Here is a 16771-nt window from a genome sequence, read left to right as displayed (position 1 = left end):
CTAGTCGGCGCGACGGGTCATCGCCGGTGCGCGTCGGATCGCCACGGCGGACAGCAGTGCCGCAACGAGGGGCACCCCGACCAGCAGCAGCGACAGCGGCAGCCACGGGATGATCGTGATCGGGTGCGGCGTGGTCGACTGGCCGGTCTCGGGGTCGTAGGAGAACCCGGTCAGCGGGTAGGTCACCGCGATGCCGGGCGCGAGGCCCACCCCGATCCCGACCAGCACCCCGATGAAGGCCACCGTCGCGGACTGGGCCGCCGCCAGCCTGCGGCGGGTGCCCTTGGTGGCCCCGACCGCAGCCAGCGTGCCCATGTCGCTCTGCTGCTCTGCCAGCGCCAGGGCCGTGGAGATCAGGGTGACGATGAGCAGCAGCAAGCCGAAGGCCCCGAACATGACCCGCATGACGACGATGTCGTCGCGCTGGAAGCCGCGCTCGACGTAGAACCCGCCGTCCTCACTGAGCTGGTCGCTGAGGGTCTGCTCGTCGGTCTGGCTGATCGCGCCGTCCGGGTCGTGCAGCAGCAAGCTGTAGTTGCCCACCGTCCAGCCGAGTCGCGCAGCCGTCTCGGGGGTGACTGCCGCGCCGTACTGGTTCTGCCCCAACGTCATCCGGCCAACCACGCCCGGCAGGGCCGCGGAGCGCTCGCCCGTCACGGACTGCACGGTGCCGTCGGCCTGGCTGATGACGGCGGCGCCCGAGGCCATGGTGACCTTGCCGCCCGCGACGAGGCCGGCGTCCTTGACCAGGATCCCGCCGTTGCGCAGGACCGCGGTCTGCTCGCTGGACAGCGACGCCAGCCGGGCCAGGTCCGTGGCCGAGAGCACGGCGATGGACGTCTGCCCGTTGGTGCCGACGATGGTGCAGTGCGGGCCGCCGTTCGGGTCGAACTGGTTGTCCTGGACGGCGCGCGCCACGGTGCAGCCCGGCTTGACCGCCGTCACGAACGGCATCGGGTCGGTGGGCCCGTCGGGGTACTTGACGGTGACCGACGCGATCCTGCTGGTGACCAGGGCGGGGGTCAGCGAGTGCACGAGGTCCTCGGTCGGCTCGATGACCGACGGGCCTGGGTCCTCGGTGCCGTTGCCCTCGTAGGCCGGGTAGACCATGCCGTCACCCGCGGCCAGCTGGGGGACGTACTCCCGGCGCTGCTGCTCGGTGTCGCTGACCAGCCCAATGCTGAAGATGGTGAGGGCGATGGTGCCGGCCATGATCGCGGCGACGGTCGGGACGGACCGGGTGCGGTGCCTGGCCGCGTCGCGGGTCGCCATCCGCGCGGCCACCGGAAGCCGCGACGCGAGCGTGCCGGCCAGCACCAGGACCATGGGCACCAGGAGGAGGGCGCCGACGGTGAGCGCGATGGCGAGCCCGCCGATGGCGATCTCACGCTGCTTGGTCGCGACAGCGGCCACCAGGCCGACACCGCCGCCCACTGCGAGCACCGCCCCGATCACCGGGAGGACGCGGTTGACCCGGGGCGAGACGCTCTGGCCCTTCATCACGCCGATGATGTCGAGGCGACGCAGGCGCAGGGCCGGGATGAGTGCCGCCACCAGCGCGCTGACGACCGCCATCACGATCACCGCTGCCACCGCCCACCACGACACCTGGAAGTAGCGCATCGTCGTCCACGGGTGCTTCCACTGGAGGATCCCCAGCGCGCCGCGCACGGCGAGGATCGACAGTCCGGCCGACGCCACTGCGGCGAGGGCGCCCAGCAACAAGGCCTGCGCGAGCACCTTGCGACGCAGCTGGCGGGTCTCTGCGCCGTTGCTGGCTGCAAGGGCCAGGGTGCGGCGCTGGCGGCTCGCGCTCACCGCGAAGGCGGGGGCGACCAGCAGCGTCGTGACCAGCAGCAGCATCACACCACCGACGGCGACGGCGACCCGGAGGTCACGGGCATCGTTGTTGTAGCTGTCCTGCAGCGGCTTGGGGAGGGTGGACTCGGCGGGCGGGTGACGCAGTGCCTCGGCACTCGTGACGCGAAGGCCGTACTTGTTCCACTGGGTGACCTCGGAGTAGGGGACTCCGGTGTCGCGGACGACGAGATAGCGCCAGTCGAGGACGGCCTGCTGGTCGAGGGGGCGGGCCGACACGGCGTCGGGCTGGCCTCCGTAGCTGGTGAAGTAGTTGGCGACCCCGACGACGGTCACCTCGACCGGCCGCCCGTCGTAGCGCAGCGTCACGGTGCCGTGGTCGGCAAGCCCTCGGCTCACGCCGTAGGGGGTTGCGACGATCTCACGGTCGCCGGTAGGCCAGCGACCGGAGACCAGCTCGGCCTTGCTGCCGAGGTCCACGGCAGTCGCGTCGACCGTCGTCACCAGGAGGCCGCGGCTCCGCTTGGCGTCGATGACGCGGCGCATGTAGAGGTCGCCCGCCGCGACGACGGTGCCGCCAGTGATTCGTCGAACCGCGGCCACGTTGGCGGCTGAGCCGAGGCTGTCCTCCTTGCTGAAGCCCGGGATCGGCGTCGCCTTCTCGGGCTGGTCGTTCGCCTCGGCCTGCCAGCCGGAGTCCGGGTCGGCGGTCTGCCAGACCTCCTGCTCGTCCGGGCCCTGGACCATCGCCTGGGCGGCCCCCAGTGAGGTCGGGATCCGTTCGACTGGGGTCACGGTGGACGTCGTCGCGAAGACCAGCGTCGCCACGAGGACACCGACGGGGAGGGCCACCATGACGAGGACGAGGATGCTGCGTCCCTTGTAGCGCCAGGCGTCGCGCTTGGCCATCCGGAGTGCGACCCGCCACGAGGCGCGCCAGCGCGAGAGGCGCGAGCTCTTGACGTCGCCGCGCTCCGACTCGTCGGGGAGCCCGGCCGGGGCCTGGGGTTCCATGAGGGTGGTCATGGTCGTCCCTCAGGCGGTCGGCTCGAGGAGCGCCTCGGCCGTCTCGACGGTGCCGGTGCTGTCGACGACCACGCCGTCGCGCAGGAAGACCACCCGGTCGGCCCAGGCGGCGTGCCGTGCCTCGTGCGTGACGAGCAGGCCGGCCGCACCGGCATCGCAGCGCTCGCGCAGGACGCGGAGCACCCCCTCGCCGGTGTGGGAGTCGAGCGCGCCGGTGGGCTCGTCGGCGAGCACCAGGCGGCGGTCGCCGACCAGCGCCCGGGCGATCGCGACGCGCTGCTGCTGGCCCCCGGACATCTTGTCGGGGTAGCGGTCGGCGAGCTCGTGGACGCCCACCATGGTGAGGGCGTCGATGGCCCGGCGGCGAGCCCGGCTCACCCGCTGCCCGTCCAGCTCGAGCGGGAGGGCGACGTTCTCGACCGCGGTGAGCGACGGGATCAGGTTGAAGTCCTGGAAGACGAACCCGACGCGACGGCGGCGCAGCCGGGCCAGGGCGTCACCCTTCAGCGTGCCGATGCTCTGGCCCTCGATCAGCACCTGACCGCTGGTCGCGGCGTCGAGCCCGCCGGCGAGGTTGAGCAGGGTCGACTTGCCGGATCCGCTCGGGCCCATCACGGCGACGAGCTCGCCGGCGCGGACCTCGAGGCTGACGCCGGCCAGCGCCCGCACGGCCGTGCCGTCCGTGCCGTGCACCCGGGTGACGTTGTCGAGCCGGAGGATGACCTCTCGATCGGTGCCCGGCCGGCCCGTGGTCCGGTGGGTGCTGGCCTGGTCGGTGCTGGTCTGGTCGGTGCTCATCGTGCTGCCCCCTCGGTGGTGGTGCTCAGGTCTGCGATGGCCCCCATCGCAGGGTCGGACGTGGTGCCCGCTGTGGTGCCGGGTGTCGTGCGGTCGGCTCGTGCCGGGCGCGGGCGGTTCGCCTCGCGCACCAGCCGAGCCTCGACGTGGTCGAGCCAGCGGACCTCGGCCTCGCCGGCGTAGATGAGGTTCTCGAGGACGAGCAGCCAGGCCAGGTCGACGTCGCCGTCGCCATCCGCGGCCTCCTCGTGGTGGGTGGTGGCCCGCTGCTTGAGGCGGGTCAGGTCCTGGAGGTGGCGCAGGGTCGCGGTGCGCTGGGTCTGCACCACCCGGTGGACGTCGACGCCCTTGACGGTGACCGCCAGCGCGAGCTTGATCACCAGCTCGTCCCGCGGCGTGCTCTCGCGCGTGACGGGGGAGACCCACCACTGGGCGACCTCGGCGCGCCCGGTGCGGGTCAACCGGTAGGAGATCCGGCCCTCCGCGTCCTCACCGTCGACCTCGACCAGCCCGTCGCGCTCGAGCCGGGCCAGTGTCGTGTAGACCTGCCCGACGTTGAGCGGCCAGGTCCCCCCGGTCCTGGCCTCGAACTCGGCACGCAGCCGCGCGCCGTACATCGGTTCGGTCGCCAGCAGTGCCAGCAACCCTTGCTTGACCGACATGCGGCCCCCGATCCCCGGTGTGGTGTCCCCTACATACCCAGTATTACTGCTGGTGAGGAGATGTATACCGAGTATTACCCCGGAACGTCAAGCAGGGACTGGGCGGTGGCGGGTCAGTGCGCGACCAGGACCGCCGCGAGCGCGAGCGCGCCGGGCAGCGCCTGGACGAACAGGATCTTGCGGCTGGCGGTCGCGGCACCGTAGAGGCCGGCGACCACGACGCACAGCGTGAAGAAGACCTGGAACCCGAACCGCAGGTGCTCGGGCCCGACCAGGCCCCAGATGAGCCCGGCAGCGAGGAACCCGTTGTAGAGCCCCTGGTTGGCGGCCAGCGCCTTGGTCTGCTGGGCGAACTCGGGTGTCAGCCCGAAGGCCGCCTGTCCCCGAGGGGTGGTCCACAGGACCATCTCGAGCACCACGATGTAGACGTGGATGAGGGCGACCAGGGCCACGAGCACGGTGGCGACAGCGTTCATGGGTTCAGGGTGGCAGACCTCGCCGCCGCTGGGTGACGACTCGCTGGGTCAGGGGACGAGCAGGAGCTTGCCGACGTGGCCGCTGGCCTCGAGCTCGCGGTGTGCCTCGGCGGCGTCGGCGAGCGGGTGGCGGCCCTGGACCACGGGGACCACCCGGCCCGACTCCACCAGCGGCCAGACGTGCTCGCGGACCGCCGCGACGATGGCGGCCTTCTCGTCGGCGGGGCGGGCGCGCAGCGAGGTCGCGACCACGGCCACCCGCTTGCGCAGCATGAGGCCGAGGTCGAGCTCGGCCTTGGCGCCACCCTGCAGCCCGATCACGACCAGCCGGCCGTTGACGGCGAGCGCCTCGACATTGCGGGCGAGGTACTTGGCGCCCATGTTGTCGAGGATGACGTCGACGCCCGCACCGCCCGTCGCCGCGCGGACCTCGTCCACGAAGTCCTGCTCCCGGTAGTTCACCAGGACCTCCGCGCCCAGCCGACGGCAGGCCTCGAGCTTCTCGGCGGAGCCGGCGGTCACCGCCACCCGGGCCCCCACCTCGCGGGCGAGCTGGATGGCCATCGTGCCGATGCCGGACGACCCGCCGTGCACGAGGAGGGTCTGCCCGGGGAGCAGGTTGGCGGTCATGAAGACGTTCGACCACACCGTGCTCACCACCTCGGGCAGCGCGGCGGCGTCCACCAGGTCGACGCCTGCGGGGACCGGCAGCACCTGTCCGGCCGGCACGCAGACCAGCTCGGCGTAACCGCCGCCCGACAGCAGCGCGCACACCTCGTCACCCACCGACCAGGTGTCGACGCCGTCGCCGAGCGCGTCGACCGTGCCGCTCACCTCGAGCCCCGGGTAGTCGGGTGCACCCGGCGGAGGAGGGTAGAGCCCCATCCGCTGCATCACGTCGGCCCGGTTCACGCCGGCGCCGGCGACCCGGATCCGCACCTCCCCGGGCGCGGGCTGCGGGTCGGGGACGTCGGCCAGGACGAGCGCGGACGCGTCGCCGGGCTCGGGGAGGGTGATCGCCTTCACGGGTCGAGCCTATGGCGGGCTCGCGCGAGGTCGTCGGGGGTGTCGACGTCCAGGGTCGCCTCCCCGCCCACCGCGACCACCTCGGTGCGCAGTGCGTCGAGCAGGCGCATGAGCGGGGTGCCGGCCGGCTCGGCGGGGAGGGCGCGCACCAGCGCCGCGGTCCGGTATGCCGCGAGCAGCGGTTGGAGGCGGCCGTCGCCATCGCGTCCGACCACCGCGTCGAGCTCGGGGAGCGCTGGAGCGTGGCGACGAGCGCGGGAGCCGGCCCCGCGGCATACGGCATGTCGCCACCGAGCAGGACGACGACAGGACCGTCGAGCAGGTCGAGGGCGGCGGCGAGCGCGGCCACCGGGCCGCCGCCGGGCGGGTCCTCCCGACACCACGTGACGGGTCGACGGGTGGGTCTGGACCCGCCCACGCAGATGACCCGCCAGTCGTGCGGGAGGCCGTCGAGGAGGTGGTCGAGCAGGGTCGCGCCTGCCAGGGCGGCCCGGGTCTTGTCGCCCCCGAACCGTCGTCCCTCGCCCCCGCACAGGACCACGGCGGTCGTCGGGGTCGTGGTGGTGTCGTCCGAGGTCACCGGCCCATTGTGATGGGTCGAGGAGGGTGCTGCGGGGGTTCCGGTGGGGTGTGGGTCGGGGCTACGTTGACGAGATTCGACCGCACTCGAAGGAGAACCTGATGACGCTCGAGAGAAGGACGTTCCTGAAGGGGAGCGCAGCAGTGGCAGGGGGAGTGGCGATGGCCGGACCCTTCGCCGGGCTGGTGGCAGGGCCTGCCTCGGCGATCGGCGCAGCGCCCTTCCGTGGTCTGCGCCCGACGCCCGACCTGCGTGACGGCAAGGTGCGGCTGCACCTGCCCGAAGGGTTCAGCTATCGCTCGTTCCACGACACCCAGTCGGTGCCGCCGCCCCTGGTCGACGGCAAGACCATGCCCGGACGCCACGACGGCATGGGTGCCTTCGAGGGGCCGGATGGGGCCGTCACCCTGATCCGCAACCACGAGGTCGCCGGCAGCGGGGCTCCGTTCGGGGCGGTGGGGTCGTGGACCTACGACACCGGTGCCCGCGGCGGCTGCGTGCACATCGACGTGACCGGTGAGGGCGAGGTGCTCGGCGAGCACACCGCCATCAACGGCACCGCGAACAACTGCTCCGGCGGCCAGATGCCCTGGGGTGCGTGGGTGACCTGCGAGGAGACCGTCAACGGCCCCGACGTCGGCCCGGACTTCACCGGGGCCTCCAACGCGGGCTTCATGAAGAAGCACGGCTACGTCTTCGAGGTCCCGGTCAGCGGGCGCTCGGCGGCGATGCCGATCACCAGGGCGGGACGGTTCGCGCACGAGGCGGTGTCCTTCGACCCGCGTGAGGGCCGGCTCTACCTCACCGAGGACAACTTCGCGTTCCCGTCGGGCTTCTACCGCTACACGCCGGGCACCAACCCGATGCAGAGCGGACACCTCGACAACGACGGCCACCTGCAGATGCTCGCCGTGAAGGGAAAGCCCAACGCCCACCTCGAGGCCCGCCAGGCCAAGGGTGCGGTCTACTCCGTGGAGTGGGTGGACATCGCCGACCCCGACCCGACCTTCACGCCGGGGCCGGGCGGCGTCCTGCCGAGCAACGACTCCGCTCTCGTGGCTGTCGGCGACCAGGGTCGGGCCCTGGGCGCAGCCGGCTTCTCCCGGCTCGAGGGCCAGATCTACGACAACGGGGTCGTCTACTTCACCTCGACCCAGGGTGGGGGCGATGCCGAGACGGGGGCCGAGCTGGTCAACGGCTACGGCAACGGCTTCGGCCAGGTGTGGGCCTACGACACCCGGTCGGAGAAGCTGCGCCTCGTCTACCAGTCGCCCGGCAAGCAGACGTTCGACTTCCCCGACAACATCACGGTCAGCAACCGCGGCACCCTGGTCGTGTGTGAGGACAGCAACGAGGACAACTACATCCGCGGGCTCAACAAGGGCGGCCAGCTCTGGGACATCGCGCTCAACCGGGCGGCCAACGCCAACGGCACGCCGCGGTTCGACGACGAGTTCGCCGGCTCGACCTTCAGCCCGGACAAGCGGACGTTGTTCGTCAACATCCAGGCCAGTGCCGGCCTCACCTTCGCGATCTGGGGGCCGTGGCACAAGATCGGCGTCTGAGCCCTGCCGTCGGCTGGCCCCGTGCGGGTCAGCCGGCGGCGGTGGGCTGGCGAGCCGGGCAGGTCGAGGTGGCGAGGTACTCGAAGTGCCACCACTCGTTGTCGTAGGTGCGACAGATCCCGTAGGCCGTGCCGCGCGTCTCGAGCCAGGCCGCCATCGCCCGCGGGTGCACGTCGATCGCGTAGCCCTTGACGTGCGCCGACCGTCCGGGCGAGAGCACCCACTTGCCGGCCTCGACCTCGGAGCCGTACTTCGCGACGGCCCGGTCGAAGAGGACCTGCTGCCACTGCTCGCTGCGCCACGCGGAGCGGATCTCCGGATCCAGCCCCTCGACGCGGGCGTCCGCGAACGCCCGCTCGAACGCCCCAGCCGCCGAGGGCTGCATGTTGGTCGTGCCCGGGACGGCCGCCGACAGCGCCAGCGACGTCGTCGGGGCAGGGATGCGGTCGGTCATCACGGGGGCGAAACCGTTGCGGCCCTTGGGTTTCGGGCTCGCTCTGGTCGACGCCACCTTGGGCTTGGAAGTCTTCGGCGAGCCCTGGGTCGGCGCCCCACGCACCTGGTCGCCCACAGCCTGACCGGCCGCGGCGGTGGGGGTGGTCGCGTCGTCGTGCCACGCGGCATACCCGGCGGTGCCCGCGGCCGCCACGAGCAGCGCGGTCACCACCAGGGTGCGGCGCAGCCGCTGTCGGCGTCGCCGACCGGCCGACACGTGCGTCGTCGTGACCATGACCTCACCCCTCGTGACCGCCTCGAGTGTGGCAGCCGGACCGCCCGGGTCAGTGGACCCCGCCGATGCGTGCCGTCAGCGTGGCGGCGGCCCTGGAGACGGCGGTGACGAGCCTGGCGCGCTCGGGGTCGTCCACCTCGTCGCGCGGGAAGGTCAGCGCCACCCCTGCGACGGGGTGGCCGGTGTGGTCGAGCACGGCCTGGGCGACCGACGACAGCCCGGCGCTCACCGAGTCGTCCTCGGTCGCGTAGCCGCGGGTGCGCACCGTGCTCAGCTCGCGCCGCAGCTCGCTGACGGAGGTCGGTCCGTGCCCGTCTCGCTGCACGAGCGTGTCACGGTGCGGGAAGAGCGCCCGCACCTGGGCGGCAGGGAGTCGCGCCAGCATGGCGAGCCCGCTGGCGGTGAGCGTGGCAGGCAGCCGCACTCCCACGTCGGTGACCAGCAGCGGCCGCCCGGGCGCGCGCTCCTCGATGACGTAGAGGACGTCACGTCCGTGCAGCACCGCGAGGTGGGCGTTGTGGGTGGTCTGGTCGACCAGCCGCCCGAGCAGCGGGCGCGCGATGCGCTGGAGGGGGGCCTGGCGCTGGTAGGCCGAGCCGAGCTCGAACGCCGCGACGCCGAGCCCGTACCGGCGCTCCTCCTCCAGGTGGGTCACGAAGCCGGCATCCCTCAGGACGGCCAGCAGGTGGTAGGTCGTGGACCGGGGGAGCCCCAGCTCGCGCGCGATCGAGCCGGCCGGGAGCGGTTCGGTGTGCCGCGCCAGCAGGGTGAGGAGCGTGAGGGCGTGCTTGGCGGCGGGTGCGTTGGCCACGGCCGCAGTGTCTCAGGTGCGAGACGCCTTGGTAGGCCGTGGGCTCACCAGGGCGGGGCGGTTCAGTCCGCGCGGGTGACCAGGATGCCGTCCTCGTCGGCGTAGAGGTGTTGTCCCGGGGCGAAGTCGACGCCGCCGAAGCTGACCACCACGTCCCGCTCGCCGACCCCGTCCTTGGCGCTCTTGCGCGGGTTGGAGCCCAGGGCCAGTGCCCCCAGGGCGAGCTCGCGCAGGGCGGCGACGTCCCGCACGGCGCCGTGGACCACGACGCCCTCCCACCCGTGGTCGACCGCGCTGCCCGCGATGAGGTCACCCATCAGCGCCGACTCGAGCGAGCCGCCGCCGTCGACGACCAGCACCTTGCCAGCGCCGTCCTCGGCCAGGGCCGCCTTGACCAGCGCGTTGTCGCGGTGGCAGCGGATCGTCGTGATGGTGCCCTCGAAGGACGGCTTGCCGCCGTAGTGCCGGAACTGCACGGAGCAGGACTGGAGGGCGTCACCGTGCTCGTCGTAGAGGTCGGCCGTCGACACCGTGCCCATCAGCGCCCCGTCACTTCGGAGCCTTGACCGCGAGCACCGGCGCATCGGCCTCGAGGAGCACCGTCTGGGCCGCGCTGCCCATGATCAGCTTGCCGACCGGGGTGCGGCGGCGCAGGCCGATGACGATGAGCTCGGCGTTGGTCTCCTCGGCCACCTTGAGCAGCTGGTCGGCCGGGTCCCGTGCCTCGATCGCCTGGGCGACCTCGTGCTCCACCCCCGACGCCTCGAGCTGCGCCTTGACCGCGTCCCAGTCGTCCGCACCGGCATAGCGCGGGTCGACCAGCGCGTCGCCACGGCTGACGTTGAGGACGACGAGGCGGCTGCCCCGCAGGGCCGCCTCCTCGATCGCCCGGTCGAGTGCGGCCCGGCCCTCGGGACGGGGCACGTAGCCCACGACGATCGCCATGGTCAGCTCCCTTCGGTGTTGGGGGTCAGGTGCGGGACGTGGTGCGTGCCGTCACCGTCGCCGCCGTCGGGTCCCGCCCGGCGGGAGCGCGTGCGGTCGATGACGATCGGCGCGACGATCAGGATGATGGCGATGGCGTAGACCACCTTGGAGAACGGTGTGTCGACGAGTCCGGAGAGTTGACCATCGCTGATCTGCAGGGCCTGGCGAAGCTGGTACTCCGCCACCGGCCCCAGGATGATCCCGATGATCGCAGGGACGACGGGCAGCCCGTAGCGGCGCATGAAGAACCCGAGGACGCCGATGATGAGGAGCAGCCAGAGGTCGAAGGCCGACGTGTTCGTGGCGTACGCACCGATGCTGGCGAAGAACAGGATGCCCGAGTAGAGGTAGGGGCGCGGGATGTTCAGCAGCTTGGCCCAGACCGTGGCCAGGGGCAGGTTGAGCGCGAGGAGGATGGTGTTGCCGATGAACAGGGACGCGATCAGCGCCCAGACCAGGTCGGCGTGGTCGGTGAGCAGGCGTGGGCCCGGGTCGATCCCGTAGCTCTGGAAGGCGCCGAGCATCACCGCGGCGGTGGCCGTGGTCGGGATGCCGAGCGTCAGAAGGGGTACCAGACCGCCGGCCGCCGAGGCGTTGTTGGTCGCCTCGGGTCCGGCGACGCCCTCGATGGCCCCGTGGCCGAACTCCTCGGGGTGCTTGCTGAGCTTTCGCTCCAGGGCGTAAGAGAGGAAGGTGGGGATCTCCGCCCCGCCGGCCGGGATGGCGCCGAACGGGAAGCCGATCACCGTGCCGCGGAGCCACGGCTTCCACGAGCGACCCCAGTCCTCCCTGTTCATCCGGGCGCCGTCGACCTTGACGATCTCCGCGTTCGTGCGGCGCAGGTGCGCCGCGACCCAGAGTGCCTCGCCGACGGCGAACAGCCCGACGGCGACGACGACGACGTCGATGCCGTCCGCCAGCTGGGGGATGCCCAGGGTGAGCCGCTGCTGACCACCGGCGGACTTGTCGATGCCGATGGTGCCGATGAGCAGACCGATGCCGAGGGACGCCAGCCCGCGGATCTTGGACGATCCGAGGACCGTGGTCACGGCGATGAAGGCCAGCAGCATGATGGCGAACTTGTCGGGGGCGCCGAGCTTGATCGCCAGCTTGACGATCTGCGGCGCCAGCAGGGCCAGGCCGAGCGTGCCGATGGTGCCGGCGATGAAGGAGCCGACGGCAGCCGTCGCCAGGGCAGCCGCCCCGCGACCGCGCTTGGCCATCTTGTTGCCCTCGATGGCGGTGATCACCGACGCACTCTCGCCGGGTGTGTTGAGCAGGATCGAGGTGGTCGAGCCGCCGTACATGCCGCCGTAGTAGATCCCGGCGAACATGATGAAGGCCTGGGTCGGCTCGAGCGTGAAGGTCAGCGGCAGCAGCAGGGCGATGGTCATGGCCGGACCGATGCCGGGCAACACGCCGATGGCCGTGCCGAGCACGACGCCGATGACGGCGTAGAGCAGGTTGGCCGGGGTCAGGGCGGTGCCGAAACCGTCGATCAGGGCGTTGATGCCATCCATCAGAGGATTCCCTTCAGCAGGCCGACGGGGAGCTTGATGTCGAGCCCGAGGTAGAAGAGGTACCAGGACCCCACGGACAGGACGATGGCGATCACGGCCATCCGGACGTAGTGCCGGGCGCCCAGTGCGTAGGTGGTGCCGAAGAACAGGATCGCCCCGGAGATCGGCCAGCCGACCCGCTCGATGAGCAGGGCGTTGGCGACGAACGAGGCGACGAGCAACCCGATGGTGCGCCAGTCGCTGCCGTGGCTGAGGTCGACGTCCTCGCCTCCCTCGGCCTCACCGCGACCACCGCGGAGGAGGTCGACGACGAGCAGGACAGCCATCGCGACCAGGAGCAGCCCCACCGCGACCGGCATGGTCTTGGCGCTGACCGGTCCGCGCGAGGACGTGTCGGTCAGGCTGAGGCCGTCGATGACGGCCCAGGCGCCCAGGACCAGCAGGAGGAGGGCCACCCCGTACTCGGAGCGGCCCTCCTTCCGCGTGGCCGTTGCCGTTGGCGTGGACATCAGGCCAGGCCCAGTTCCTTGAGGATCCCGGCGACCCGGTCGTTCTCCGACTTGAGGAAGCCGCCGAACTCGTCACCGGTCTGGAAAGAGTCGGTCCAGCCCTGGTCGGCCAGGGTCTTCTTCCACTGCTCGGTGCCGTGCATCGCCGTGTAGAGGTCGACGTACTCCTTCTTCTTGGCATCCGAGAGCCCGGGGGGACCGACGATGCCGCGCCAGTTGGTGAACTCGAGGTCGACGCCGAGGCTCTTGAGCGTGGGGGCGTCGACGCCCTCGACCGGCTCCGCGCTGGTCACGGCGAGGATCTTCACGTCGCCGTTCTTGGCCTGCTCGGCCACCTCGCCGATGCCGGTGGCGGCAAAGGCGACCTTCTTGCCCAGCACGCCGGTGAGCAGCTCGCCGCCGCCGTCGTAGGCGACGTAGTTGACGTCCTTGGGGGTGACGCCGACCGCCTTGGCCAGGAGCATCGGGGTGAGGTGGTCGGGGCCACCGGGGTTTGAGGCGCCACCCACGGGCACCTTGCCCGGGTCGGCCTTCCAGGCGGCGACGAGCTTGTCGAGCGTGTCGTAGGGCGAGCCCTTGGGCACGACGATGGCCTCGGACTCCTCGATCAGTTTGGCGATCGGGACGGTGTCGTTGAGGGTGGCCTTCGACTTGTTCGTGTAGACGGCGCCGACGACGCCGAGCCCCATCTGCATGAGGATGTCGTCGTTGCCCTTCTCGTTGACCAGGCGCTGCAGACCGACGGTGCCACCGGCACCGGCCGAGTTGAAGACCTCGATGCTCTCGGCGAGCTTGGCCTCCTGCATGTCCTTGGCCGCCAGGCGGGCCGTGACGTCGTAGCCGCTGCCGGGGGAGTTGGGGACCAGGATCCGCAGGCCCTTGACCGGACCCGAGGAGCTGCTCGAACTGCCGGGCTCGTCGTCGCCACTGACGCCACAGGCGCTGAGGGCGAGGCCGGCGACCGTGGCGGCGGCCACGACCTTGAGGGGAGTGCGAACGCGCACGGGAGACTCCTTTGTCTGGGGTGCTGTGTGAGGGGGTCGACGCACACCGTGCCGCGCGGTGCGCAGGCTGTCACGGTTTGGTGCGCAAACTCTGTTTCGCTCTTTGTGCTCACGGGTGGCTGGCACCCGGGGTGGCCCCCCGACACAATCAGCATGTGGACGTTCGATGGGGAGCTCGGCTGGCGGCCCGGCGCTGGCCCTGGCAGCGCCGCTGGACGCTGGCCAGTCGCATGCTGGCCATGCAGCTCGGCATCGTGCTCGTCGTGCTCGTGGGCGTCGCGGCGGTCTCGCTGGCCCAGTCGAACGCCTCGGCGCGCGACACCGAAGGTCGGCGCGCGCTCGCGGTCGCCGAGCGGCTGGCCGTGACCGCCGGGGTGCGCGAGGCGGCCGCGTCAGGGGGGCGCGACTTCCTCGGTCAGGCCCAGTCGGTCGTCGAGTCCGGGCGGACGTTCTCCAGCTCGACCACCGTCGTCCTGGCGCTGCGGGACCGCCGGGTGATCGCCTCGAGCGACGCCCTGCCGAGGGCGCCGCTCTACCTCCAGCAGACCGACGCGTTCGAGGGCAGGTCGTGGGTGGGCACGGAGCAGGGCACCGGGGCGGCCCTCGCGATGGCGCCGATCATCAACGTCGACAACCGCGAGACCGACGGGGTGATCGCGGTCGCGCGGGCCTACCCGTCGGTCCTCGACAACCTTGCTGCAGCGGTCCCGAACCTGTTGACCTACCTCGGGATCGCCAGTCTCCTCGGCGTCGTGGGGTCGCTGCTGCTGGCTCGCCGGGTCAAGCGCCAGACGCTCGGCCTGGAGCCGCGCGAGATCGCGGGGCTGGTCGAGCAGCGCGAGGCTCTGCTGCACGGCATCAAGGAGGGTGTCCTGGCCGTCGACCTCGACCACCGGATCACCATGGTCAACGACGAGGCGGCGCACCTGCTCGGCATACCGCTGACGTCGGCCGGCCGCACGCTGCCGGAGGTGGACGCAACCGGCCGGGCCGCGCAGATCTTCGACGAAGCGGTCGAGCTCGTCGACCACGTCATGCCGGTGCGAGGCAGGGTCCTGACGGTGAACCGGATGCCGGTGCGCAGCCGCGGCAGGCACATCGGGTGGGTTGCCACGATGCGCGACCGCACCGAGATGCTCGAGCTCCAGCGCGAGCTCGACCTCACCAAGAGCACGACCGACACGTTGCGCGCGCAGGCCCACGAGTTCAGCAACCGGATGCACGTCGTCAGTGGTCTGATCGCGTTGGAGGAGTACGACGGCGTGCGCAAGTATGTCCGCCAGATCACCGACGACTCGAGCACCCTGACGACGAATGTCGTGTCGCGAGTGCAGGACCCGGCGGTCGCGGCGCTGCTCATCGCCAAGGCCAGCCAGGCCGCCGAGCGCGGGGTGGACCTCGTGGTCGACCAGTCCAGCGACGTGCCACAGCTCGATGACGCCCTCGCCGCCGACGTCAACACCGTGATGGGCAACCTGATCGACAACGCCTTCGACGCCGCCGCGGGCGGGGACTCGCCCACCGTGCGAGTCGCCCTGGCGCACAGCGGGGACGCCGTGACCGTGACGGTGCATGACAGCGGGCCGGGGGTCGACTCGACGATCGGCGAGATGGTGTTCACCCGTGGCTTCACCACCAAGTCGACGGCGACCGCGCAGGAGCGTGGGATCGGGCTGGCCATCGTGCGGGTGATCTGCCGCAACCGAGGAGGCGACATCGTGGTGGGCAACGACGACGGCGCGGTCTTCGTGGCCACCCTGCCGGTGCTGCTGGGTCAGGGCGTGTCGTGATCTCGGTGCTCGTCGTCGACGACGACTTCATGGTGGCGCGGCTGCACTCCAGCGTCGTGGCACGCGAGGAGGGCTTCGAGGTCGCGGGCATCGCGAGCACCGGCACCGACGCGCTGCGTGCGGTCGAGGCCACCCGCCCCGACCTCGTCCTGCTCGACATCTACCTGCCCGACATGACCGGGCTGGAGGTGCTCCGAGGACTGCGTGAGGGCGGCAACGAGGACCTCGACGTCATCGTCATCAGCGCCGCGCGCGACCTCGACACGTTGCGGACCGCCCTGCGCGGCGGGGTGTTCCACTACCTCGTGAAGCCGTTCGAGATCGAGTCGCTCCAGCAGCGGCTGCGGGAGTATGCCGTGCACCGGGCCGAGCTCGACGACCTCACCGAGGTGGGGCAGGACGACGTCGACCGGGTGTTCCGGGCGGGGGCGGTGTCGCGGTCCGGGGGTGGGCTGCCCAAGGGGATCAGCCCCGAGACCATCGAGCTGGTGCTCCGGGCGCTCGAGGCGGCGGACGAGGACGGCCTGTCCGCGACCGAGTGCGCGGAGTCGACCGGGCTGTCGCGCAGCAGCACTCGGCGCTACCTCGAGCACCTTGTGTCGGTGGGCAGGGCCGAGATGCGGCCGCGCTACGGCGCCGCGGGCCGTCCCGAGCGCCGCTACCGGATGCGCTGACCCCCGCAAAACGGCAGTTGCGGCCACTTCCGCCCAGCAATTGCTGGGCGGAAGGCGACGCAACTGCCGTTTTGCGGGGGTCAGCCGGGTGGGTCGAGGCGGTCGCCGATGGCGGCGAGGGCCGTGTCGCGGGCCGCGAGGACGTGTCTCTCGGCGAGCGTCCTCGCGCGGTCGGGGTCGCGGGCCTCGATCGCCTTGAGGATCTGCCGGTGCTCCGCGAGGGCGAGGGTGCGCCGTTCCTGCGTCTGGTTGGTGAACGCTCGGTAGCGAGCCATCTGCCCGTCGACCTGCGCGTGCAGCCGGGAGGCCCACTCGTGCCCCGCGAGCTCGCCGATGGCGAGGTGGAACTCGTGCCCGGCGTTCATGGCATCGGTGGGCAGGTCGACGAGGGCGGCGTTGCGCTCGACCAGCCCACGCAGGGTGGCCAGGCCGGCGTCGTCGACCCGTCTCGCCGCCTCGGCCGTCAGCAACCCCTCGAGCGAGGCGCGCACCGTGTAGAGCTCCTCGATCTCGCGGGCGCTCAGCGGACGGACCACCATCCCCCCGGTGGGCAGCTGGTCCAGCAGGTCCTCGGCGAGCAGCAGCCGCAGGGCCTCGCGCAGCGGGGTCCGGCTCACCTGCAGCCTGGTCGCGAGCTCGGGCTCGAACAGCCGCTGCCCCGGGGCGAGCTCGAGGTCGAGGATCTGCCGGCGCAGCTCGGTGTAGACGAGCTGACCACCCGACGCGCGCCGCGGACGGTCCACCATGCGACCTCCCTTCTTGCATACTTGTATACAAGTATGCTTCTCTGCATCC

17 protein-coding genes and 1 pseudogene are annotated in these 16771 nt (G+C 71.6%); 3 read left to right on the top strand and 15 right to left on the bottom strand.

Going from position 1 to position 16771, the window contains the following annotated elements; translation table 11 throughout:
* The 7 genes and pseudogenes from BLQ34_RS13435 to mobA form a co-directional block, all read right to left on the bottom strand.
* Complete coding sequence (locus BLQ34_RS13435; protein WP_091786439.1) at window positions 1-2844, bottom strand: FtsX-like permease family protein; 2844 nt, start codon at window positions 2842-2844, stop codon at window positions 1-3.
* Window positions 2845-2853: 9 nt separating this feature from the next.
* On the bottom strand, window positions 2854-3642 hold the full coding sequence (locus tag BLQ34_RS13430; RefSeq protein WP_091786436.1) for an ABC transporter ATP-binding protein: 789 nt from the start codon (window positions 3640-3642) through the stop codon (window positions 2854-2856).
* A complete protein-coding gene (locus BLQ34_RS13425) occupies window positions 3639-4304 on the bottom strand; it encodes a PadR family transcriptional regulator (protein ID WP_091786433.1) in 666 nt (221 codons plus the stop codon). Before BLQ34_RS13425 ends, BLQ34_RS13430 begins: the two co-directional genes overlap by 4 nt.
* Window positions 4305-4417: 113 nt before the next feature.
* Window positions 4418-4780 carry a DUF1304 domain-containing protein gene (locus BLQ34_RS13420; RefSeq protein ID WP_091786430.1) on the bottom strand — a complete coding sequence of 121 codons (363 nt, stop codon included), beginning with the start codon at window positions 4778-4780 and terminating at the stop codon, window positions 4418-4420.
* Between the two features lie 48 nt (window positions 4781-4828).
* Complete coding sequence (locus BLQ34_RS13415) at window positions 4829-5806, bottom strand: NAD(P)H-quinone oxidoreductase (RefSeq protein ID WP_091786428.1); 978 nt, start codon at window positions 5804-5806, stop codon at window positions 4829-4831.
* Window positions 5803-6021, bottom strand: a complete 219-nt coding sequence (locus BLQ34_RS18830) for a hypothetical protein (protein ID WP_157693049.1) — start codon at window positions 6019-6021, stop codon at window positions 5803-5805. The genes BLQ34_RS13415 and BLQ34_RS18830 overlap by 4 nt, the downstream gene beginning before the upstream one ends.
* A 23-nt stretch (window positions 6022-6044) precedes the next feature.
* A pseudogene (gene mobA / locus BLQ34_RS19520) lies at window positions 6045-6347 on the bottom strand (molybdenum cofactor guanylyltransferase); the annotation flags it as partial.
* Between the two features lie 140 nt (window positions 6348-6487).
* Here mobA and BLQ34_RS13405 point away from each other — a divergent pair.
* On the top strand, window positions 6488-7951 hold the full coding sequence (locus BLQ34_RS13405; RefSeq protein ID WP_091789966.1) for a PhoX family protein: 1464 nt from the start codon (window positions 6488-6490) through the stop codon (window positions 7949-7951).
* A 28-nt stretch (window positions 7952-7979) separates the two neighbouring features.
* On the opposite strand, the gene BLQ34_RS13400 is transcribed toward BLQ34_RS13405, so the two are convergent.
* From BLQ34_RS13400 to BLQ34_RS13370, 7 genes are all read right to left on the bottom strand, one after another.
* The gene (locus BLQ34_RS13400; protein ID WP_091786423.1) at window positions 7980-8681 is read right to left on the bottom strand and encodes a D-alanyl-D-alanine carboxypeptidase family protein; all 702 of its coding nucleotides are present in this window, start codon (window positions 8679-8681) and stop codon (window positions 7980-7982) included.
* 49 nt (window positions 8682-8730) lie between these two features.
* Complete coding sequence (locus BLQ34_RS13395) at window positions 8731-9492, bottom strand: IclR family transcriptional regulator (protein WP_091786420.1); 762 nt, start codon at window positions 9490-9492, stop codon at window positions 8731-8733.
* Window positions 9493-9554: 62 nt separating this feature from the next.
* Window positions 9555-10031, bottom strand: coding sequence for a ribonuclease E activity regulator RraA (rraA, locus tag BLQ34_RS13390; protein WP_091786417.1), 477 nt, complete (start codon window positions 10029-10031; stop codon window positions 9555-9557).
* 10 nt (window positions 10032-10041) lie between these two features.
* Entirely contained in the window at window positions 10042-10437 is a 396-nt protein-coding gene (locus BLQ34_RS13385; RefSeq protein ID WP_091786414.1) for a universal stress protein, read from the bottom strand.
* Window positions 10438-10439: 2 nt separating this feature from the next.
* A complete protein-coding gene (locus BLQ34_RS13380; RefSeq protein ID WP_091786411.1) occupies window positions 10440-11999 on the bottom strand; it encodes a tripartite tricarboxylate transporter permease in 1560 nt (519 codons plus the stop codon).
* Window positions 11999-12508: a tripartite tricarboxylate transporter TctB family protein gene (locus BLQ34_RS13375; protein ID WP_091786408.1), complete on the bottom strand. Its 510-nt coding sequence runs from the start codon at window positions 12506-12508 to the stop codon at window positions 11999-12001. The genes BLQ34_RS13380 and BLQ34_RS13375 overlap by 1 nt, the downstream gene beginning before the upstream one ends.
* Window positions 12508-13512, bottom strand: coding sequence for a Bug family tripartite tricarboxylate transporter substrate binding protein (locus BLQ34_RS13370; RefSeq protein ID WP_172829408.1), 1005 nt, complete (start codon window positions 13510-13512; stop codon window positions 12508-12510). The genes BLQ34_RS13375 and BLQ34_RS13370 overlap by 1 nt, the downstream gene beginning before the upstream one ends.
* 155 nt (window positions 13513-13667) lie before the next feature.
* Between BLQ34_RS13370 and BLQ34_RS13365 the strand changes: the two genes are divergently transcribed.
* Together BLQ34_RS13365 and BLQ34_RS13360 are read left to right on the top strand one after the other, a co-directional pair.
* A complete protein-coding gene (locus tag BLQ34_RS13365; RefSeq protein WP_231961164.1) occupies window positions 13668-15302 on the top strand; it encodes a sensor histidine kinase in 1635 nt (544 codons plus the stop codon).
* Window positions 15299-15976, top strand: coding sequence for a response regulator transcription factor (locus BLQ34_RS13360; RefSeq protein WP_172829407.1), 678 nt, complete (start codon window positions 15299-15301; stop codon window positions 15974-15976). The genes BLQ34_RS13365 and BLQ34_RS13360 overlap by 4 nt, the downstream gene beginning before the upstream one ends.
* A gap of 80 nt (window positions 15977-16056) precedes the next feature.
* Here BLQ34_RS13360 and BLQ34_RS13355 read toward each other — a convergent pair whose 3' ends face one another.
* Complete coding sequence (locus BLQ34_RS13355) at window positions 16057-16722, bottom strand: GntR family transcriptional regulator (protein WP_091786403.1); 666 nt, start codon at window positions 16720-16722, stop codon at window positions 16057-16059.
* Between the last annotated feature and the right edge of the window lie 49 nt (window positions 16723-16771).

Origin of the sequence: Pedococcus dokdonensis, assembly GCF_900104525.1 — a bacterium.
GTDB lineage: Bacteria > Actinomycetota > Actinomycetes > Actinomycetales > Dermatophilaceae > Pedococcus > Pedococcus dokdonensis.
The sequence above is the reverse complement of the archived record's forward strand: the minus strand, read 5'-3'. Positions and strand labels throughout refer to the sequence as shown.